This is a genomic window from Pseudoalteromonas sp. GW168-MNA-CIBAN-0100, assembly GCF_040309225.1.
GTDB lineage: Bacteria > Pseudomonadota > Gammaproteobacteria > Enterobacterales > Alteromonadaceae > Pseudoalteromonas > Pseudoalteromonas arctica.
Map to the genome: position 1 here is coordinate 120,263 of NZ_JBEOOL010000010.1, position 21,309 is coordinate 141,571.

Consider the following 21,309-nt stretch of genomic DNA (forward strand, 5'->3'; position numbering starts at 1 on the left):
AAGTAATAATCACTAAATTCAGAGGTTAAAGAGTCGTTCATTATGCTAGGTTTTTGGTACAAAGAGTTTCCACAATACCCAAAAGACCATAAGGATTTTTGGCGTACTCGCTTAATAGCTCACTCTTTACTAATAACTACATGTTACTTTTTAGCTTTAACACTCCTCAATCTTTTTTATTTTGAAAGCTATGACATTGCTTTAATTGATGCCTTAGGACTTACGATATCGTTAGGTATTTATACTTGGTTTAATAAAACAGCCAATGTAAATGCAGCAGCGTGGGCTGTCACCCTTATGGTCGTTAGCTTAATAATGATGTTTGTGGTTTCTGTAGGTGGGCATGCGCATTCTTTATTTTGGGCGACGTTAATCCCGCCTTTTAGCTTTTTTTTAGTTGGAAGAAACTGGGGAAGCCTATTTAGTGCAGTCGCCTTTACTATTTGTGCGTATCTTGTGTATTTACAACAACAGCAAACTGTAACAATTGGCTTAGGCTCTTTATTTAATCTCATAGAGGTAAGTCTTGCTCATATTTTAATTTTTAGATTTTACGAAAAAACACGGTTTTCGGCATACACTCGATTATCTATCCGTAACTTAGAAATTCAACACTTAGCAGAAACCGATAAGTTAACGGGGCTTTATAACAGGCAAAAATTTGATTTTGAATTATCACAGTTAATTGCTAAAAATGACGTTTTTAAAACCCCGCATTGCTTACTTATTTGCGATATAGACCACTTCAAAAATATAAATGATACCTACGGGCATTTAGTTGGCGATAACGTACTCACTGAATTTTCTAAAATATTAAAAATGCGTATGGGAAATGATGCACTTATTGCGCGATGGGGTGGAGAAGAATTCACTATTATTTTATCCAACACCTCTTTAAATGATAGCGCTAAAAAAGCCGATGACCTGAGAAAGTATATTGCCGAAAACACAATTACAAATGTAGCATTTACTATAAGTATTGGGTTAGCAACGATACAAAAAGACGATACAGTGCTAAAACTATTGGAACGGGCTGATACTGCGCTATATAAGGCTAAAAATAATGGACGCAATAAAGTATGTGTTAGCGATAACGATTCAACCGTTATCGCTCAATCAACCTACTTAAATGGGTTTATAGCCTAAACTTAAGCGCACTGCCCACAAGCAAATCCACAGCTCCACGCATACTGAAAATTGTAGCCCCCTAACCAACCCGTTACGTCAGTTACTTCGCCTATAAAGTATAGGCCTTTAGCTTTTTTAGCTTCAAAGGTTTTTGAGCTCAACTCGTCGGTATCTACACCGCCCAAAGTTACCTCAGCAGTACGATAGCCCTCGGTCCCATTAGGCTTTATTTGCCACGCATGAATATAATTTACCAGCTCATCTATTTGAGCATGGGTAAGCTGATTAATATTACAATCTGGTATCGCTTTGCTTTCGTGCAGTATTTCTATAAAGCGTTTAGGTAAAATAGTCGCAAGGCTATTTTTTAAGGACTTTTGGGCTTGCGTTTCTCGCCAATCAGCAAGTTGCTGCCTTAAATCAATTTCAGGTAATAGGTTTATAGTTACAGCCTGCCCTGCTCGCCAAAATGAGCTTATTTGCAATATTGCAGGGCCCGATAACCCTCGGTGAGTAAAGAGGATATTTTCTTTAAATACGGTGCCGTCTTCGCTTGAAACTTCACATGGAATACTAATTCCCGAAAGCCCTTCAAAACGCTCTTTATCATGCTGATGCAGAGTAAACGGCACAAGTGCAGCCATAGTTGGTAACACGCTTAAGCCAAACTGCTCTGCAATTTTATAACCTATTGGTGTAGCCCCTAGTTTTGGCATGGTTAAGCCACCTGATGCTATAACTAACGACTCACAGCTTAAGGTTTCTTGCTCTGTGGTAACGCTATAGCCGGTTTCGGTTTTTGATACACTGATCACTTCACTGCGTAGCTTTATATTTACTCCGGCCCACTCACATTCTGTTAGTAAAATATCAACAATGTCTTGTGCATTGTTATCGCAAAAAAGCTGGCCTAGTGTTTTATGGTGATACGCCAAGCCATGTCTGTCCACCAGCTCAATAAAGTCATGCTGTGTATAACGACTTAAGCATGATTTAACAAAATGAGAGTTTGTGCATAAGTAGTTATCCGGGGTTGCATTTTCATTTGTAAAATTGCAACGCCCACCACCACTTATTAAAATTTTACGACCTGGTTTTTTCCCCATATCAAGTACTGTAACGCTTCGGCCACGGTATCCAGCTTGCGCTGCACACATTAATCCTGCTGCTCCCGCACCTATTACAATTACATCTACTTGGGTCATTTATTTATCTCATTAAAAAATTTGCTCGATTATAGCAAAGTTTAATAGCTAACAACGCAGCATTTGAATTATTAGTAATAACACAACAAAAACACATCAGTAATAAGTAGGGAATAATTACCCCCACAATAAAACAACCCTTTATGCTTATTTTTAATTTATATGACAAATACTAAACAACGAGTAAACCGCTAAAAACCTGGGTTATAACTAAATGAAAGAGGTACATAATAAATTGATATTTTAACCTAGTTAACAGATCGTTTACTTTTGTTCCCGCATCGTGATCTTATATCACGAAATAATAAATAAAAATCTAGGGATAATTATGACAACTAGTAAAACTTTTAAAAGATGCGCAATTGCAATTACAGTTAGTACGCTTTTTGCAGCAACATCTGGCATGGCTCAATCAGTTTCAAGTTCAATGGCTGAAACATCGGCTAAACTACAAAGCCAAGGCAGTTTCGAAACTCAGTTCATTATTAAATATAAAAATAATAACGAAATGGCGAGCTTTTCAACTGCTGACGCAAGCCCGTCTAGCATGAAAAAGCGCGCACAAAGCTTTGTTAAAAACTTCGCTTCTAAAAAAGGCAAAGTAAAAGCAAAATATATTCGTGCAATGGCACTTAATAACCACCACGTAATGCGTGCTGATAAAAAATTAAGTGCGGCAGAGGCCCAAGAGTTTATGCAAGAAATGGTTGATTCAGGCAATGTTGAATACATTGAAGTGGATCAAATGTTAAAGCCGTTTTCAACTCCTAACGATCCACGCTTTGATGACCAATGGCACTACTACGAGCAAGCCGGTGGTTTAAACTTACCTACTGCATGGGATACCGCAACGGGTAGCGGTGTAGTTGTAGCTGTACTAGATACGGGTTACCGCCCACATGCCGATTTAAATGCTAACATTTTACCGGGTTACGATATGATCTCTAACCTATCGGTAGCTAACGATGGCGGTGGTCGCGATAGCGATGCACGTGATCCTGGTGATGCAGTTGCTGCGAATGAATGTGGTACTAACGGTGCACAAAACTCTAGCTGGCACGGCACGCACGTAGCCGGCACAGTTGCTGCGGTAACCAATAACGGTGAAGGTGTTGCAGGCGTAGCTTATAACGCAAAAGTAGTGCCTGTTCGTGTACTTGGTAAGTGTGGTGGTTTAACCTCTGATATTGCAGACGGTATTATTTGGGCATCTGGCGGAAGTGTTTCAGGCATTCCTGCTAACTCAAACCCTGCAGATGTAATAAATATGAGTTTAGGTGGCAGCGGTTCATGTAGCTCGACAACTCAAAATGCAATTAACACCGCGCGTAGTAACGGCACTGTGGTAGTTATTGCTGCAGGTAACGATAACGATAACTCAGCAAACTACAACCCAGGTAACTGTAATGGTGTAGTAAACGTAGCATCAGTAGGTCGTAATGGCGGTCGAGCTTATTACTCAAACTACGGTAGCAATATTGATGTTGCGGCACCGGGTGGCGCGCAAAGTTTTGCAAACGACTCTGAAGGTGTTCTATCAACTTACAATTCAGGTTCGTCTACACCTTCAAGCGACAGCTACGGTTATTCGCAAGGTACATCAATGGCTGCGCCTCACGTAGCAGGTGTTGCGGCACTTATTAAGCAAGCAAAACCAGATGCAACGCCTGACGAAATAGAAAGTATTTTAAAATCAACAACCCGTTCATTCCCTGCTACATGTACTAGCTGTGGTACGGGTATTGTTGATGCAGCCGCAGCTGTTGCAGCAGCAAGTGGCGACACTACTCCGCCTACAGGCGGTGATAGCGAGCTTATTAATGGTGAAGCTAAAACAGGTTTAAGTGGGGCTGCAAATGCACAAGCGTTTTACACTATGACCGTACCAAGCGGTGCAACTAACGTAACATTCACTATGAGTGGTGGTACTGGTGATGCTGATTTATACGTACGTGCGGGCAGTAAACCTACAACTACTACCTATGACTGTCGCCCTTATAAAGGCGGTAATAGCGAAGAGTGCTCTATTGATAACCCTACAGCAGGCACTTACCACGTAATGCTTAACGGCTACTCTGCGTATTCAGCTGTGAGCTTGGTAGGTAATATTACTGGTGGTTCATCGTCTGGTGGCGGTACAGGCACTCCACAAGCTGGCGGCGGCACTATAAGCGATGTGACAGCCAATACTGGTCAGTGGAAACATTACACGTTAGATGTACCTGCAGGAATGAGTACGTTTACAGTAACAACGTCGGGTGGAAGTGGCGATGCAGACTTATTTGTAAAATATGGCAGCCAACCAACAACCACTACGTACGATTGTCGCCCTTATAAAAATGGCAACGCAGAAACATGTACATTTACCAATCCACAAGCAGGTACTTGGCACTTGAGTGTTAACGCTTATAGCACTTTCTCTGGTTTAACACTTAGCGGACAATACCAACCGTAATTTAAAGTTTGAGCCGTAAATAAAAAACCGATGTTGTTTCCAACATCGGTTTTTAAATAGTAAGTAGCTGATTAATTAAAGCTAGAACCTACACTTTATTACTGTTATAGCTTCTCTAGTACTGATTCTGCGCGGCTTACAACAAACTCTTTGTCTTGCTCTACAAATAAACCAGTTACTACTGCATTTTCAACAATCATAGCGTAACGCGTTGAACGTAAACCACCAAAACTAGCGGTATCTTTATCAAGCCCTAACGATTTAGTGAAACTTCCATCGCCATCGGCAAGCATGGTAATTTCTTGCGCGTTCTGCGAGTCGCCCCATGCTTTCATAACAAATGCGTCATTAACAGATACACAGTAAATAGCATCAACACCTTTTGCTTTAATTTTATCAGCAAGAGTAATAAATTCAGGTAGATGTGCATTTGAACACGTTGGTGTAAATGCACCTGGCACTGCAAATAACACGACTTTTTTACCTTCAAACAACTCTTTATTTGTAAGAGATTGCATTCCGTCGTCAGTTAATTGCGTTAACGTAACCGATGGTAATTCTTGGCCTTGCTCAATCATGGTGGTTCCTTTAAAAGATCAATACAGAATAAGTAACAATCATACTACGTAACCTATTACAGTGTAGGTAAAGTGTAACTAACTTAGTAACTCAGGGTAGTCTAGCAAAGGTTTATAGACTGAGTTCACTACATTTTATGAAAACTATTTTAGCTTCTATAGTTTTCATAAAATTTATTGCTCTGTAGTTAAGGTAAATTCAAATCGTTTATAAAGCGAGAAAAGTCATTACCTAACTTTTTATCCCGCATGCTGTACTCTACAATTGCTTTTAAATAACCCAACTTATCTCCGCAATCGTGAGAGCGACCACTCATATGAAATGCTTCAACGGTTTCTTGCGCCATTAATGCGTCAATAGAGTCTGTAAGTTGTATTTCACCGCCAGCACCTACAGTCGTTTTTGCGAGTAGAGGCCAAATATTCTTACTCAGTACATATCGCCCTACAACAGCAAGGTTTGAAGGTGCTAAGTCTGCATCAGGTTTCTCAACCATCGCTTTAATTGCAGCACTTCTACCTGGCATTAACTCAACACCGTTTATATCAGCAATACCATATTTACTAACGTCTTCTTTAGCTACTGGCTCAAGCATTATTTGACTTGCTTGAGTTTCTTTAAAGCGTTTAATCATGGCCGCTAAGTTTTCAGTTTCTTGATCGGCAGTATAAGCATCAAGTATCACATCTGGCAGGAGCACTACAAAGTTGTCGTCACCTACTATTGGCTTAGCACACAAAATAGCATGCCCTAGCCCTTTAGCTTCACCTTGGCGAACACTCATAATAGTTACGTCAGGCGGACAAATAGAGCGAATCTCATCTAATAAAGCACGTTTAACACGCTTTTCAAGAGTAGCTTCTAGCTCATAACTTGTATCAAAATGGTTTTCGATTGCGTTTTTAGAGCTATGCGTCACTAATACAATATCTTTAATACCAGCAGACACACATTCGCTGACAATATATTGGATAAGTGGTTTATCGACTATAGGGAGCATTTCTTTTGGAATAGCTTTTGTCATAGGGAGCATTCTTGTCCCTAAGCCAGCCACTGGAATTACAGCTTTCATATCTATCCTTAGTGATTAAGTTTGTAAATAAACTAGCAGATACAAAATAGATACCAGCTGAATAAAGTTACCTCTTTTGAAGAAGTAAATTTGAAGCTGCTTTTAAAGTGAAGACTCTACACTTTGGGAATATAAAATAGATAGGTAAATAGTGAACTTATTAATAATTTTGTTAGGAAGTGAGATTAGATTAGCTAAGAGAAACAAGTCTAGGTTTGTTATTAATAATAAACCTAGACCAATCAATTTTTCAACAATACTTATTGGAAGTAGAGCTGTAAAATCTATTTATGATTAAAGACCAGCGCGATCTTTAATTACTGCAATAAGTGGTGAGCTGGCAAAGTTGCCTTCAGCCCAAGCAATGTCGGCACCATCTGTTAAAGCACTTTTTGATAAGTTTTTAACTATATACTCACCTGTATCTACTGCATTACTCGCAACGGCATGACGTAGTAAGTTATTACCATTACATTGTACTGCATCGTAGATATTACGAATTTTTACGCGAGAGCTTTTAAGCTTACTACGTAATCGGTTTTTATCATCAGCAGCAATGTACTCACAAATAGATACCGCTAATTGATCTTCAGCATTTGCTGGTGCTGTATACGACAACGAACTTACAGCGACAACAGCAGTAAGTGCAACTAGCTTTGGTAATTTAAACATGACAAACCCTTTATAATACTTTGTTCTTACATAGACTATCGAATATTATATCAATCTATCAAAAATTACGCAATAATGTTAATGTTCTTTATATAAAGTTACGAATTTATAACTAGATTTGTTCTTATCATCTGGAAGGTTTTCTTGCTCTTCTTTTATATTCCAATTTGCGATTTTGTTGTAATCAGGAAACTGCGTATCGCCATTAACATCTAAATTAATAAAAGTTAAATACAAGCGATCTGCTTTCGGTAAAAATTGCTCATAAATATTACCACCACCAATAATCATCACTTCTTCTACATCACAAACTAGATTTAATGCATCCTCTGGGGTGGTTACAGTTTCAATACCCTCTGCAGAATATTCGCTGTTTCGAGTAATAATAATATTACGACGCCCAGGTAAAGGACGGCCTATTGACTCAAAAGTTTTACGACCCATGATCACAGGTTTACCCGTAGTTACTTTTTTAAAATGCTGAAGATCCGCTGGTAAATGCCATGGCATTTTATTATCTAGGCCAATTACACGGTTATTTGCCATTGCTGCAATCATTGAAATTATCATAATAAACACCTAGTACTTTATTCTTAAACAAAGAAAAAGGAGCATAAGCTCCTTTTTAATAAATTCTATTTAATTAACGCTCGTAGACAACTTCTACGTCGTAATCATCTTCATCCCAGTCGTCCCAATCATCATCATTGCCTTTACCTTTAGTGGCTTTTTCATGATAGGTATCCCACTTGAATTCAACTTCTTCATCTTCAACTTGTACAAACTTCTCTTTAGGCATGCTATCAAGTAGTGTCATTATGTTGTGGATTAAAGGTTGAGTATTAAGTTTATTAATTGCTGAAATGTGATAAATATTTTCAGTTTCGCCCAGCTCTTCTGCAATCGCTTCGCATAGCGCTTTTGCTTCATCTGCTGGTAATAAATCTATTTTATTAAACACTAACCAGCGTGGTTTTTCAGCTAATTTAGGACTGTATTGGTGTAGCTCGTTAATAATCGAGAATGCATTATCAACAGGGTTTGAACCATCTACCGGCATTACATCAATAATGTGCAATAACACACGACAACGCTCTAAATGCTTCAAGAAGCGAATACCTAGGCCTGCACCATCAGATGCACCTTCAATTAGACCCGGAATATCGGCTATAACAAATGATTTATTTGCTTCAGGACGTACCACACCTAAATTAGGAATAAGCGTCGTGAATGGGTAATCAGCTACTTTTGGTCTTGCTGCAGATACACTGCGGATAAACGTAGATTTACCTGCATTTGGTAATCCTAGTAAGCCTACATCAGCCAATAATAGTAACTCTAACTTTAAGTTACGTACTTCACCGGGTGTGCCCAATGTTTTTTGACGAGGTGCTCGGTTAGTACTTGATTTAAAACGTGCATTCCCCAAGCCGTGGAAACCACCTTTTGCAACCAAAATTCGTTGACCATCTTGAGTTAAGTCGCCAAGTCCCTCTTGGGTATCAACATCCATGATGCGCGTGCCTACAGGCACCATAACAAATAAGTCATCGGCTTTTCGGCCTGTACAGTTACGGCTACGACCGTTAGTACCACGTTCAGCTCTATGAAAGCGCTCAAACTGATAATCAATTAGGGTATTTAAGTTTTCATCAGCTTGTAGATAAACACTACCACCGTCTCCACCGTCACCGCCGTCTGGTCCACCATCTGGAACATATTTTTCACGACGGAAAGACACGATGCCGCTGCCACCGTCTCCAGCTTCTGCGCGAATTTCTACTTCATCTACAAACTTCATGATTACTCACTTTAGGGATTGGCTTGTTTAATAACTCTATTATATACCCAAGCCAACACAAATGCAGGCTTGGGTATATATTTTGACTGACTACAAAACAAAAAACCCCGCAAAGGCGGGGTTTTTAACTACCTTACTGATTACTCAGTTACGATAGTTACGTATTTACGGTTTAAAGGACCTTTTTGTTCAAACTGAACTTTACCATCTGCTTTTGCGAAGATAGTGTGGTCTTTACCGATACCTACGTTAGTACCAGGGTGGAAACGAGTTCCACGCTGACGAACAATGATGCTACCCGCTAGAACTGATTCGCCACCAAAACGCTTAACACCTAGGCGTTTGCTTTCTGAATCGCGACCGTTACGAGTACTACCAGCTGCTTTTTTATGTGCCATTTCTAAGTACCTCTAATTAAGCGCTAATGCTAGTGATTTTAACTTCAGTGAACCATTGACGATGGCCCATTTGCTTACGAGAATGCTTACGGCGTCTAAATTTAACAACCTTAATCTTCTCACCGCGACCATGTGAAACAACCTCAGCTGTTATCTTGCCACCGTTTACGAACGGTACACCGATCTCGATTTTCTCACCATCAGCAACTAAAAGTACTGAATCAAATTCTACTGCCGCACCAGTTTCAACGTCTAATTTTTCAAGACGAATCGTTTGACCTTCAGTCACACGATGCTGTTTACCACCACTTTGGAAAACCGCGTACATAATTAACTCCGTCTGTGCACCCTCAAATCGGCGCAACTAAAATATTCTTCGATAGGGCGCGAAGTTTACGCTAACGCGAAATAACTAGCAAGCCTATTTTGTAATTAAAATGAATAAAAAGTAGCTGCTTTGAGAGCAATTCAATATTTACCCCATTTTATATTAATTAGCCCTTTTGCCAAGCGCTTTTTAACTCTTAGTCGAAATAAATTAATGTACTCAAATATGACCCTCACAGCTTAATATCTAAGCACACCATAAACTGTATATTGATTATCAATTAATCAGTTATCTTGGCTAATTCAGTCTAAATTAAGTACTTTAATAGTGTTTTTTCAATCAATCGTCACAAAATATCGAGCTAGTGCATTTTTTGTTGTACAATCTGCGCCGTTCACACATAAAAATTGGCTCGGAGATCAATGGATATAAAAGCTATCCAGGCGTTAATCGAAAGCGATATGAATGACGTCAATCAACTTATACATGCGCAAATGCGCTCAGATGTGGCGTTAGTTAATCAGCTTGGTTTATATATAGTTAGCAGTGGCGGCAAACGCGTTCGTCCAATGCTCGCGATTTTAGCAGCCAAAGCGCTCGGTTATCAGGGTAAAGATCACATAACACTTGCAACAATTGTTGAGTTTATTCATACAGCAACGCTATTGCATGATGATGTTGTAGATGAATCAAACTTACGACGTGGCACACCTACAGCAAATGCTGAATTTGGTAATGCTGCTAGCGTATTGGTTGGTGACTTTATTTACACTCGTTCATTTCAGCTTATGGTTGGCCTTGGAAAAATGCAGGTTATGCAAGTACTTGCCGATGCAACAAACATTATTGCTGAAGGTGAAGTATTGCAGTTAATGAACTGCAACGACCCAGATACGACCGAAGCCAGTTATATGCAGGTTATTTACTCTAAAACAGCTAAGTTGTTTGAAGCAGCGACAGGCCTTGCTGCCATTATTACTGAGCAAGACCAAACTACTCTCGATGCACTAAACCTATATGGTATGCATTTAGGTACTGCGTTTCAGCTAGTAGATGATGTACTCGATTACAATGCAGATGCTGAGCAGTTGGGTAAAAACATTGGTGATGATTTAGCTGAAGGCAAACCAACGCTTCCACTTATTTATGCTATGCAACATGGTAGCGAGCAGCAAACGCAGCTTATTCGTGATGCGATAGAGCATAGTAATGGTATGGAGCATTTAGAAGACATTCTATCGGCACTAAAGCAAACTAATGCGCTTGAATTTACAATGCAAAAAGCAGAGCTTGAAGCTGACAAAGCTATTGCGTGTTTAGACTTTTTAGCTGAGTCTGACTATAAGCAAGCACTCATAAGCCTTGCTCGTATTGCGGTTGACCGCGACCACTAGTTTTAACTAGTTACACAGTGTGAAATTAATTCTGAGCAATAAAAAAGCCTGCAAATGCAGGCTTTTTTGTTATTCTACTTTGGCTATTACGCCATGAAATCAACACCTTCTTTGATGTCTTTTTTCAGTGTTTCAAGCATGTCATTTTTTGCTTTTGTTTCAAATGCGCTTAGTTCGCCGTAAGAAAGAATTTCTTCTACGCCGTTTTTACCTAAACGTACTGGATGTGCAAAGTACTCTGCATCGCCATTTTCAACAGCAACGTAAGCGTAATCTACAACTTCTTCACCCTGTAGGCCTTTAACTAAAGACATACAAAAACGAGCTGCAGCAGCACCCATAGATAGCGTAGCTGAACCACCGCCTGCTTTAGCATTTACAACTTCAGTACCCGCATTTTGGATACGTGGAGTAAGTGCAGCAACTTCTTCATCAGTGAAAGAAACACCTTCAACTTGAGAAAGTAGAGGAAGAATAGTTGTGCCTGAGTGACCACCAATTACTGGTACTTTCACAGTTGCTACGTCTACGCCTTTAAGTTCAGCAACAAATGCTTCTGAACGAATAACGTCAAGCGTAGTAATACCGAATACGCGTTTAGCGTCGTAAGTACCTGCTTTTTTGAATACTTCAGCAACGATTGGAACTGTGCCATTTACTGGGTTAGTAATAATACCTACTAACGCTTTAGGACAGCTAGCAACAATGCCTTCTGCTAAAGTTTTGATGATACCAGCATTTACATTAAATAAATCAGCACGATCCATACCTGGTTTACGTGGCATACCCGCTGGGATAAGAACGATGTCAGAGCCTTCAAGCGCTTTGTTTAATTCGTCTGCGCCAAAGCCTGCTACTTTAACATCTGTTGGGATGTGAGAAAGGTCAACCGCAACACCTGGTACTACTGGTGCAACATCATAAAGTGATAATTCAGAGCCAGCTGGTAAGCCTGTTTTTAATAATAAAGACAACGCTTGGCCGATACCGCCTGCAGCACCTAATACAGCAACTTTCATTGGAATTCTCCGTAATTTGAGGTAGGAAACATTTGTGGCTCTTAAGATAATGAAATTAGCGACTAAAAACAAATTTATCCTGTCTATTTCAAGTATATTTTCGACCATAGTCGTAAACTTTTGTGATTTAACGCATCAAACTGGCAAGTTAACTAAACAACTGCTGCATAATTATTCATTTTTGTGTAGAATTTGCGGCATAAATAACAAAAACGAATAAAGACTATGCAACCACAAGATAAACAAGAAGCACTGGTAAAAGCATTTAAATCACTATTAAAAGAAGAAAATTTTGGCTCTCAAGGCGAAATAGTTGATGCATTAAAAGATCAAGGCTTTGACAATATAAGCCAAAGTAAAGTATCGCGCATGTTAAGTAAATTTGGTGCTGTACGCACACGTAACGCCAAACAAGAAATGGTTTACTGCTTACCTGCTGAAATGGGTGTACCTACGGCTAAAAGCCCATTACGCCAATTAGTAATCGACATTATGCACAACGAAATGATGATCATTATTCGTACCAGTCCAGGCGCCGCTCAGCTTATCGCTCGTTTATTAGATTCATTAGGTAAAGCAGATGGCGTACTAGGAACAATTGCAGGCGACGATACTATTTTTATCGCTCCTGCTAAAATATCTGAAATAGATGTAACACTTGAACGTGTTCGCATTTTATTTGATACGGTTTAATAGCAAACTAAATTTGTTTTAAAAACCCGACTGAAGGCGCAAAGAAAGCAGAACCCATATCGGCTTGAGTAAAATCAAGCCAGTGGTCGTAACAATCCCCTTCCCCTAAACGACTATTAAGTACTTTTTCAAATGCGGTGCCCGTACAAGAGCATGTAATTGATAACATTCCCTGCTCATACACATCGCCATAAGGCATGCTCTGATTTAATAATAGCGGTTGTCCGTCTTCGTCTTTTAGCTCACTTCGCGAAGCATGGCTGGTTTCAATCGCAGGGGTAATTAGCGTGTTATCAAGGCGCGTACGTCCCATTATTTGTTCTTGCTCGCTCAATGATAAGTGCTGCCACATAGTTAAATCATGCTTATAACGCTGTACATGAATATAACTCCCCTGATCTTCAAAATTGCCAGGGTTACTAATTAAAGCCGTAGCGCGCTTTTTTCTTCCATGTGCGGTGTCGCCACCATAAATAAAACCATTAAAATCACGACCATCTAAAAAGCGAAAATTACGAATTTGCTCCACCAGCTCAACATCGGGGGCAAATAGTTTTAAAATTTGCAGCGCAAATAAATGGTTAACGTCTTCACGATCAGAGCGAATTTGCACAAATAAATCGCACGGTTGTACGCTCATTTGATGATCGCTATGGTTTATATTAGGAAAGCTCTGTAATTCGCTTGGGATGTATTCAGGGAGGATATGCGGCCAATATTGCGCACCAATAGCAACCATACAAGAGAGCATTGATTCTGAAAATTGATCGCTAAATTCTTCTTCAATAGCGCTTACTTGTTTTAACTTTGCGCGAAGTGATTCATCTTGACCATCAAACACATTAAAAAATAAGTGCAAACCGTGTAAGTTTGCTTCAGCACAAATCCCTGATTGCGCTTGCGCCATTGTTATTCCTTAGTTTTACAGATAAAAACACAGCGAATAACAAATTAATTACGATTCGAAAAAATTCACCGTGTGAGGTTTTATTTTTATTATAACCTGTTCATTATTTTCAAATGACTGGCCATATTGTGCAGCAACTTCAATTTCTTGTTTATCAATAACAACCGAATAAACATACGCCGAACCAATAAATCGACGACTTATGATTGTAGCTCGCTTACTGAGTTTGTCACTTTGGTTATCTGCCACTAATTCTATTTGATGAGGACGTACATATATAAGCCCTACGCTTACGTCATGCTTACTCTCAATATAAGATTCGACTAAACCAAATGGCGTTTTGTATTCAGTTGCTGTTAATACTTCTGCGCTCAAGTATATGCCTTGACCCAGAAACTCTGCAACCTCCTTTGAACATGGAGCTGCAAAAAGCTGCTCAGGCGTGCCTTGTTGCTCAATTTTACCGCGATGCATAATGGCAAGTGTATCTGAAAAGGCAAACGCCTCTTCTTTTGAATGTGTAACAAACACAGCAGATACTTGGGTTGCCTTAATAATTCGACGTATATCGGCAATTAATTCAAAGCGTACTTGTGTGTCGATATTTGAAAAGGGTTCATCAAGTAGCAATAAACTAGGTTTATAAGCTAATGCACGAGCAATAGCTACACGCTGCTGTTGGCCACCCGATAACTGATGCGGAAACCTGTCAGCACAGCCAATTAAATGTACCAGCTTAAGCATTTCATCTACGCGTTGCTGCTTTTGAGCTTTACTCATTTTACTAAGCCCAAATGCGATATTATTTGCTACCGTTAAATGCGGAAACAATGCATAATCTTGAAACATCATGCCGATGTTACGGTGCTCAGGCGAGACAAACGATTGCTCATCACTCACTAATTTACCGTCTATAAAAATAGACCCTTGCTTAGCTTCAATTAAACCTGCAATCGCTTTTAACGTGGTCGTTTTGCCGCACCCACTCGCTCCGAGTAGACAAACAATTTCATCTTTACCTACTGTTAAATCTAAATCGTGAATAACCTTTGTGCCGTTATAGTGATAGCTCACTCCTTGTAAAATTAAACTACTCATTTAACTACGCTGCTCCATAGAACGATTAATAAAATACAAAGGAATAAACCCAACAATAACAATAAATAATGCCGATATTGAAGCAAGCTCTAACTGCTCGTCACTCACATACTGAAATACATGAGTAGCTAAGCTTTCAAAATTAAACGGTCTGAGCAATAGCGCAGCCGGCAGTTCTTTCATGCACTCAATAAATACCAATAACGCAGCAGTAAGCAATCCTCTTCGCAGTAAAGGTAGGTGCACTAAACGCAGTGTTTGTCCTTGGCTTTTACCCATTGATTGGCTTGCCATATCAAGTGATGGGCTAATACGTAAAAAACTCGACTCAATTGCTCCGTGTGCAATGGCGTAAAACCTAACAATATAAGCAATAATAATAGTAAGAATGCTACCTGTAAGCAGCAAGCCAATATCTAAATTATACGGCTCGAGCGCTGTGTTAATGGTGTTCTCTAATAACGTAAGCGGTAATAAAACCGCAATAGCGAGTACTGTGCCAGGCAACGCATATCCTGTGCTTGCTAAACGCCCAGGAATAAGCGGATACGTTTGCTTTGCCACACGCTGATAAAAAACGACAAAAATACTCAACGTAATCGTTATTAGGCTCACAACCCCAGCCACTTTTAAACTTTGCCAAGCGTAACTAAAAAACTCTACATTCCATGCTTTATCAAAGTAGGTAATGGCGTAATTTATAAGTACTGCAATAGGGATTACAAACGCGATAAATAAAATAAAGCTGCAAAATGCCGTTGCGAGCCAAGCTGACTTTCCTTTTAATACATAGAGAGATTCACTATTTACACTTGATTGGCGCTCAAATACCGCTTGGTTACGACGACTAAAGCGCTCTGCCATTAATGCTAAAAATAACAGTAATAACATCACACCCGATATTTTAGCTGCCGCTGTAAGTGAGTAATAACCAAACCACGTATCGTATACGGCAGTCGTTAATGTACTTACGGCAAAATAACTCACTGTTGCAAAGTCAGCCATGGTTTCCATACTTATAAGCGCAAGAGCCGCCACAATAGCCCCACGAGAGAGTACTAAGCTTACTTTAAAGAAACTTTGCCAAGGAGATAACCCCATTAACTGGCTAGCTTGTACTAATTTGAATGACTGCTCGCGAAGAGCCGTTTTAAAAATCAAAAATAAATACGGATAAAGCACCAAGGCAATCATAACGATGGCGCCGGGTAATGTACGTATATCAAAAAACCAATAGTCATTAGGCGATTGCCAGCCAAACCATTCTCTCAGTGCTATTTGCACCGGGCCCGCATAATCTAATAAATCAGTGTATACATAGGCAATAATATAGGTGGGCATAGCAAGGGGCAGCATAAGTGCCCATTCAAACTGTTTTTTACCCGGGAAACTACAGTAAGCCGTTAGCCATCCAAGTGGCAAAGCTATGGCGCAGCTAAGGACGCAAACACCTAAAACAAGCAATACGGTATTGGTTATGTAATCCCAAAGCACGGTATCCCACAGGTGAGAAAACACCTCAGAGCTACCTTGTAGAGATTCAAAAAGAAGAAAAAACAACGGGGCCGATAGAATTAAGCCAGTCGACCACGCAAAGAGCTGCCATTTAGACAGCTTAAATTTATTAGTCATTAAAGATCGAACTTCACCTCATCAATTAGCTTAAGTGCTAACGGACGATATTTACTAATCTCATCAAGTGGCAAGCTGTCTTCTTTAAAACTCCCCCAAGACGCAACCAAACTTGATAGTTCAACACCCGACTTAACTGGATACTCCATATTTAATGAGGCATACATGTTTTGTGCTTTACCGTCGGTCATATACTCTATGAGCTTTAATGCATTTTCAGGGTTTTTAGCATATTTGGTAATAACCGCACCCGAAACATTTATGTGTGAGCCACGATTAGTTTGATTCGGAAAGTTAATATTTACGGCCTCAGCCCAACCTTTTTGTTCTTTATCTTCTAGCATTTTACCAAGGTAGTAACTATTACCTAATGCCAAGTTACATAAACCTTCTTTAACGGCTTTAACTTGAGCACGATCGTTACCTTGAGGTTTACGTGCTAAATTAGCCTTAACACCTTCAAGCCACTCTTTGGTTTGCGCTTCACCATGGTGTGCAATCATAGAAGCCACTAAACCTAAGTTATATGGATGTTTGCCAGAACGCGTACAAATTTGTCCTTTGTATTTAGGATCTGCTAAATCTTCATAAGTGAGCTTAGGTAACGCACCAATTCGCTCTTTTGATGAATACACATTACGAACTCGCTTAGTAAGCGCGACCCATTGGCCATCACCGTCACGAAAAGCTGCAGGCACGTTATTATTTACACTGTCACTTTTTATAGTTTGTGTTAATTTTAAATCTTCTAATTGAATAAGCGCACTAAAATTAGAGGTTAATACTAAATCGGCTTTACTATGTTTACCTTCACGTTTAACACGCTCAATTAACCCTTTTTTAGCAAAAACAACATTGGTTTTTATTCCCGTTTGTTTTGTAAAATCTTCTAAAATTGGCTGAATCAAAAACGGCTGACGAAAAGAATAGATATTAACAACGTCACTTGCAAAGGCTGGTGCCGATGCTGCTAATCCTAAAACAAGTGTAAATACTGTCTTCATTATTTCACCTAAATAATTGTTATTATCATCGAATTCTACCGCGCTCATTCAAAAAGTGCACACTTTAAATAAATGTAAATATGTAAATAACGCCCAAAAAGGAAATGCAGTGTAAGAGATGTCTCACGGATGTGACAGCTAATGAGTAAAAATCAAGATAAAAAACACACAAAAACAACCTAAGCACCTGTATTAATTGAGCTTTCACATTATTACTATTGCGTAAATACTAATTGAATGTAGTTTTATCCCTATTTTAGTTGCTCTATTGCACTATAATTTACGCACCAACCAAGCAATGACGCTTATTGAGTAAAAGGTAATGGACTGCTTACTCAACCAACCAATGATTAGGTTACCAGGACAACACGGATTTTAGGACAGGCTCAGGATGAGTATCACAACGCAATGTTGTAAAAAGGACAGCGTCAGGAAGATGCGAAAAGGATAACAACACGGCTAAGTTGTTTAACAGGATGTTTAAGGAATAAATGGACAGGCCTTTAAGGCAACACAATGGATTGGTTAAAATAGGGATACACTAGGAAGTGTAATTAAGGATTTGGTAATAGTATTTACCCTACAGGATGTTTAGGAATTTAAGGATACAGGCCCGGATGGTCTACATTACATAGAACTAAAAAGTAATATAGTAATAAACATGGATTAGTAAAAATTGGAGTTGATTAAGTTCAATTGCAGGATGCAGAAAATTAGAAGATTCCGCAAGCGCGCCTAGAGATAGAGCGCGCTTTTCTTTGCCTAAAATTTGGGTTTAGTAAAGCTCTAAGCAACTACCACTAACTTTTGCAGGGTAATACTGCATCCCAGTTAATCAATATTAATACCTTCAAATACTTTATTAATATTTTAAATTTCGCTAAGTTTTTCATTAATTGCGCCGATAACTAAGTAACGCAAGGATCATAAATACTCAATGGATATGAATTTTAAAATGCCGCAAAGCAATACCTTTTTATGTAAAGTATCAGACGCAAGTACAGCAAAACCAATTGGTGTTTTTAGTGCCCAAACTCCCAACAAAAATCCGTATAAAGCTTTATTTAGCCCCAAAGGTTATAACTTTTTAAATATGCCAATGAGTGAGTTTAAAAACATACTTAACGTAATTATCCAGTTAGAAAGCGATATTTCTATTAGTAAATGGGGTGAGGGTTCTCGACCTGATGAATTTAGTTATCAGCTTAATAGAATAGCAAACGCTATTGCGACTACTCACTTTAAGGGAAAAACCGATATTAGCTGTTACTTTTTAAAGCGAGTCGAAGAGGCTAAGGATATGATTGGTGAGGACTGCACCTCGTTTATTCCGGCTCACAATAGCGTAAGCCAATTATATAATACGGTTTTACAATTAACATCTGAAGAAGGCTTCAGAGCAATTCAAAATAAAGCACTTGCTCACTTAAAAGAGCAGCAAGCTTTCGCTTAACTGCGTAAAACTATTCTTCTAGCGGTCGGCCTTTATTGCGCTTACCAAGCAAATACGCATCACGAAACTTAATAAAATGCTGTTCTAATTTAGAAGATGCATCCATTTCTCCCGCAAGCGCTAGCACCATAATAGCCACTTCAGCAGTGCCTAGTTGATGCGCATGAGGGGCAACACGTAATCGGTAATCAGATAGTTTATCAGCAGTAACAGAAAGTACAGGCAAGTTATCTAAGTATGGGCTTTTGCGAATCATTTTTTTAGCTTCACGCCAGGTACCATCTAAAAATATAAATAGCGGTTTTTTACCCTCTTCAATACTTATTTCGGTAATGGCCCTGCCCTCTTCTACATCTTCAGCAGGGAATACTACCATTGGCTGATATTGTGAATCGCTTATCAAAGCTAAAAGAGCGGGGTTTGGGTCTGTTCTATCCCATCTAAATGCGTGGTTATCTGGCACTATTTCAGCAATTAAGCGCCCAGTATTAGAAGGTTTAAAACTTTCATTGTGATACATTAATAAGCACACAGCTGCTTTACAATCTGCATGCTCAACACCTTTACAAATACAGTAGTGCTTAGCTATTAAGCATTGCTCACAGCGTTCTAATTTACCGCCTCGAGCATTAAACTCTCGACGGGATTCACTTATTTGTTGAGCGCGTAATGCTAAAACTGAGTTTTTCACTGTATTTACCTTCAATTAATTAAGCGCGCATTGTAACGACTTATCGCTATTTAATCTTATATTTATAGCCATACCAACCTGCATAAATCTTTGATCAATTTAACGAATTAAATTGCACTATAACGTCGTTAAAAATTTTTTATTTAGAACAACTAGATACAAAAACTTTTGCCTAGTTCTAGCGTAATTTTCTTAACGTTAAATAGACCCCATATATAAGCAGATTGGTATCATTGAATTAATTCAACATCTCTTAAATTAAAAACCAGACATAAAAAAACCCAACCGAAGCTGGGTTTTTCAAACAAATGCTAAAAAGTTAAATTACTTCTTTTTAACTGCTTTTTTGTTTGGTAAGTCAGTGATCGAACCTTCAAAAATTTCAGCTGCAAGGCCGATTGATTCATTCAATGTAGGGTGAGCATGGATAGTAAGCGCTAAGTCTTCACCATCAGCACCCATTTCAATACCTAAACCGATTTCGCCAAGCATTTCGCCCGCGTTAATACCGATCATAGCACCACCGATTATACGGCCACTTTCTTTATCAAAAATAAGTTTAGTAGAACCTTCAGTACGAGATGATGCAATAGCACGACCAGAAGCTGCCCACGGGAATACCGCAGTTTCAATTTTTAGGCCTTGCTCTTTTGCTTCTTTCTCAGTAACACCTACCCAAGCGATTTCTGGGTCAGTATACGCAATCGAAGGAATACATTTAGGGTCGAAGAAATGCTTCTGACCAGAAATAACTTCTGCAGCAACATGACCTTCATGAACCGCTTTATGCGCAAGCATAGGCTGGCCAACTAAGTCACCAATTGCAAAAATATGGCTTACGTTAGTACGTAATTGCTTATCAACATTAATAAAGCCACGCTCATCAACGTTTACGCCCGCTTTTTCAGCATCAAGTAAGTTACCGTTTGGAGTACGGCCAACTGCAACAAGCACTTTGTCGTAACGTACAGGTTCTGCTGGTGCGTTTTTACCTTCAAACGTTACGTATAAGCCATCTTTTTTAGCTTCAACACCAACAACTTTAGTTGAAAGCATTACGTTGAATTTTTTGCTTACGTATTTTTGGTAAATTTTGATAATGTCTTTATCAGCTGCTGGAACTAATTGGTCAGCAAATTCTACAACATCAATTGCAGAACCTAGTGCACGGTAAACCGTACCCATTTCAAGACCGATAATACCACCACCAAGTACAAGTAGTTTTTCTGGTACATCTTTAAGCTCTAGCGCGCCAGTTGAATCAATTACACGGTCATCTTGTGGGATGAAAGGTAAGTTAACTGGTTTAGAACCTGCTGCAATAATCGCGTTATCAAACGTGATAGTTGTAGAGTCTTTCTCGCCTTCAACTACTAAAGTATTGCTGCCAGTGAATTTGCCGTAACCAGATACAACTTTCACTTTACGCATTTTAGCCATGCCCTCTAGTCCACCAGTTAACTGGCCAACTACAGAATCTTTCCAAGTACGAACTTGGTCAAGATCGATCTTTGGTGCGCCAAAAGTAACACCATGAGATGACATTTCAGCTGCATCATCAATCACTTTAGCTACGTGTAAAAGTGCTTTTGAAGGAATACAACCAACATTAAGACATACGCCGCCTAATGTTTCACGAGATTCTACCAATGTAACTTCTAAGCCCAAGTCAGCAGCGCGGAATGCCGCAGAGTAACCACCAGGACCACCGCCTAGTACAACAACTTGAGTTTTTAATTCGTTGCTCATGCTATTACCTTAATTGTTTGAACGGGACACT

20 protein-coding genes are annotated in these 21,309 nt (G+C 39.2%); 5 read left to right on the top strand and 15 right to left on the bottom strand.

Annotated features, from left to right (window positions below; translation table 11 throughout):
- The first annotated feature begins 42 nt into the window (after positions 1-42).
- Positions 43-1,146: a GGDEF domain-containing protein gene (locus AAEY62_RS08400; RefSeq protein ID WP_024590642.1), complete on the top strand. Its 1,104-nt coding sequence runs from the start codon at positions 43-45 to the stop codon at positions 1,144-1,146.
- Positions 1,147-1,148: 2 nt separating this feature from the next.
- On the opposite strand, the gene AAEY62_RS08405 is transcribed toward AAEY62_RS08400, so the two are convergent.
- The gene (locus AAEY62_RS08405) at positions 1,149-2,333 is read right to left on the bottom strand and encodes a BaiN/RdsA family NAD(P)/FAD-dependent oxidoreductase (RefSeq protein WP_350634794.1); all 1,185 of its coding nucleotides are present in this window, start codon (positions 2,331-2,333) and stop codon (positions 1,149-1,151) included.
- A gap of 328 nt (positions 2,334-2,661) precedes the next feature.
- Between AAEY62_RS08405 and AAEY62_RS08410 the strand changes: the two genes are divergently transcribed.
- Positions 2,662-4,788, top strand: coding sequence for a S8 family peptidase (locus AAEY62_RS08410; RefSeq protein WP_350634795.1), 2,127 nt, complete (start codon positions 2,662-2,664; stop codon positions 4,786-4,788).
- Between the two features lie 104 nt (positions 4,789-4,892).
- Here AAEY62_RS08410 and AAEY62_RS08415 read toward each other — a convergent pair whose 3' ends face one another.
- The 7 genes from AAEY62_RS08415 to rplU form a co-directional block, all read right to left on the bottom strand.
- Positions 4,893-5,366, bottom strand: a complete 474-nt coding sequence (locus AAEY62_RS08415) for a peroxiredoxin (protein WP_007586078.1) — start codon at positions 5,364-5,366, stop codon at positions 4,893-4,895.
- 188 nt (positions 5,367-5,554) lie between these two features.
- Entirely contained in the window at positions 5,555-6,439 is an 885-nt protein-coding gene (gene galU, locus AAEY62_RS08420) for a UTP--glucose-1-phosphate uridylyltransferase GalU (protein WP_350634796.1), read from the bottom strand.
- A gap of 294 nt (positions 6,440-6,733) precedes the next feature.
- Positions 6,734-7,111: a DUF3718 domain-containing protein gene (locus AAEY62_RS08425; RefSeq protein ID WP_024608314.1), complete on the bottom strand. Its 378-nt coding sequence runs from the start codon at positions 7,109-7,111 to the stop codon at positions 6,734-6,736.
- A gap of 78 nt (positions 7,112-7,189) precedes the next feature.
- Positions 7,190-7,681 carry a type 3 dihydrofolate reductase gene (gene folA, locus AAEY62_RS08430; RefSeq protein WP_024608315.1) on the bottom strand — a complete coding sequence of 164 codons (492 nt, stop codon included), beginning with the start codon at positions 7,679-7,681 and terminating at the stop codon, positions 7,190-7,192.
- A gap of 73 nt (positions 7,682-7,754) precedes the next feature.
- Positions 7,755-8,912, bottom strand: coding sequence for an Obg family GTPase CgtA (gene cgtA, locus AAEY62_RS08435; protein WP_010553337.1), 1,158 nt, complete (start codon positions 8,910-8,912; stop codon positions 7,755-7,757).
- 140 nt (positions 8,913-9,052) lie between these two features.
- Positions 9,053-9,310 carry a 50S ribosomal protein L27 gene (gene rpmA, locus AAEY62_RS08440; protein ID WP_002957747.1) on the bottom strand — a complete coding sequence of 86 codons (258 nt, stop codon included), beginning with the start codon at positions 9,308-9,310 and terminating at the stop codon, positions 9,053-9,055.
- Between the two features lie 16 nt (positions 9,311-9,326).
- The gene (gene rplU / locus AAEY62_RS08445) at positions 9,327-9,638 is read right to left on the bottom strand and encodes a 50S ribosomal protein L21 (RefSeq protein WP_002957748.1); all 312 of its coding nucleotides are present in this window, start codon (positions 9,636-9,638) and stop codon (positions 9,327-9,329) included.
- A gap of 422 nt (positions 9,639-10,060) precedes the next feature.
- Between rplU and ispB the strand changes: the two genes are divergently transcribed.
- On the top strand, positions 10,061-11,032 hold the full coding sequence (gene ispB, locus AAEY62_RS08450; RefSeq protein ID WP_007586099.1) for an octaprenyl diphosphate synthase: 972 nt from the start codon (positions 10,061-10,063) through the stop codon (positions 11,030-11,032).
- 86 nt (positions 11,033-11,118) lie between these two features.
- On the opposite strand, the gene mdh is transcribed toward ispB, so the two are convergent.
- Positions 11,119-12,051: a malate dehydrogenase gene (mdh, locus tag AAEY62_RS08455; RefSeq protein ID WP_007586102.1), complete on the bottom strand. Its 933-nt coding sequence runs from the start codon at positions 12,049-12,051 to the stop codon at positions 11,119-11,121.
- Positions 12,052-12,276: 225 nt separating this feature from the next.
- Here mdh and argR point away from each other — a divergent pair, with 225 nt between their 5' ends.
- A complete protein-coding gene (gene argR, locus AAEY62_RS08460) occupies positions 12,277-12,744 on the top strand; it encodes a transcriptional regulator ArgR (RefSeq protein ID WP_002957753.1) in 468 nt (155 codons plus the stop codon).
- A gap of 7 nt (positions 12,745-12,751) precedes the next feature.
- Here argR and AAEY62_RS08465 read toward each other — a convergent pair whose 3' ends face one another.
- The 4 genes from AAEY62_RS08465 to AAEY62_RS08480 are packed head-to-tail and all read right to left on the bottom strand — an operon-like array spanning position 12,752 to position 17,385.
- Positions 12,752-13,651: a Dyp-type peroxidase gene (locus tag AAEY62_RS08465; protein WP_024590635.1), complete on the bottom strand. Its 900-nt coding sequence runs from the start codon at positions 13,649-13,651 to the stop codon at positions 12,752-12,754.
- A 48-nt stretch (positions 13,652-13,699) separates the two neighbouring features.
- Positions 13,700-14,749 (bottom strand): ABC transporter ATP-binding protein, encoded by a 1,050-nt coding sequence (locus tag AAEY62_RS08470; RefSeq protein ID WP_350634797.1) that lies wholly within the window; start codon positions 14,747-14,749, stop codon positions 13,700-13,702.
- Positions 14,750-16,381 (bottom strand): ABC transporter permease, encoded by a 1,632-nt coding sequence (locus AAEY62_RS08475; RefSeq protein ID WP_165727150.1) that lies wholly within the window; start codon positions 16,379-16,381, stop codon positions 14,750-14,752.
- On the bottom strand, positions 16,381-17,385 hold the full coding sequence (locus AAEY62_RS08480; RefSeq protein WP_290294091.1) for a Fe(3+) ABC transporter substrate-binding protein: 1,005 nt from the start codon (positions 17,383-17,385) through the stop codon (positions 16,381-16,383). The genes AAEY62_RS08475 and AAEY62_RS08480 overlap by 1 nt, the downstream gene beginning before the upstream one ends.
- Positions 17,386-18,322: 937 nt before the next feature.
- Here AAEY62_RS08480 and AAEY62_RS08485 point away from each other — a divergent pair.
- Complete coding sequence (locus AAEY62_RS08485; protein WP_350634798.1) at positions 18,323-18,838, top strand: hypothetical protein; 516 nt, start codon at positions 18,323-18,325, stop codon at positions 18,836-18,838.
- Between the two features lie 10 nt (positions 18,839-18,848).
- Here the strand turns inward: AAEY62_RS08485 and AAEY62_RS08490 are convergent, their stop codons facing one another.
- On the bottom strand, positions 18,849-19,529 hold the full coding sequence (locus AAEY62_RS08490; protein WP_350634799.1) for a tRNA-uridine aminocarboxypropyltransferase: 681 nt from the start codon (positions 19,527-19,529) through the stop codon (positions 18,849-18,851).
- A 324-nt stretch (positions 19,530-19,853) separates the two neighbouring features.
- A complete protein-coding gene (gene lpdA, locus AAEY62_RS08495; protein ID WP_007586124.1) occupies positions 19,854-21,278 on the bottom strand; it encodes a dihydrolipoyl dehydrogenase in 1,425 nt (474 codons plus the stop codon).
- Positions 21,279-21,309 lie beyond the last annotated feature (31 nt).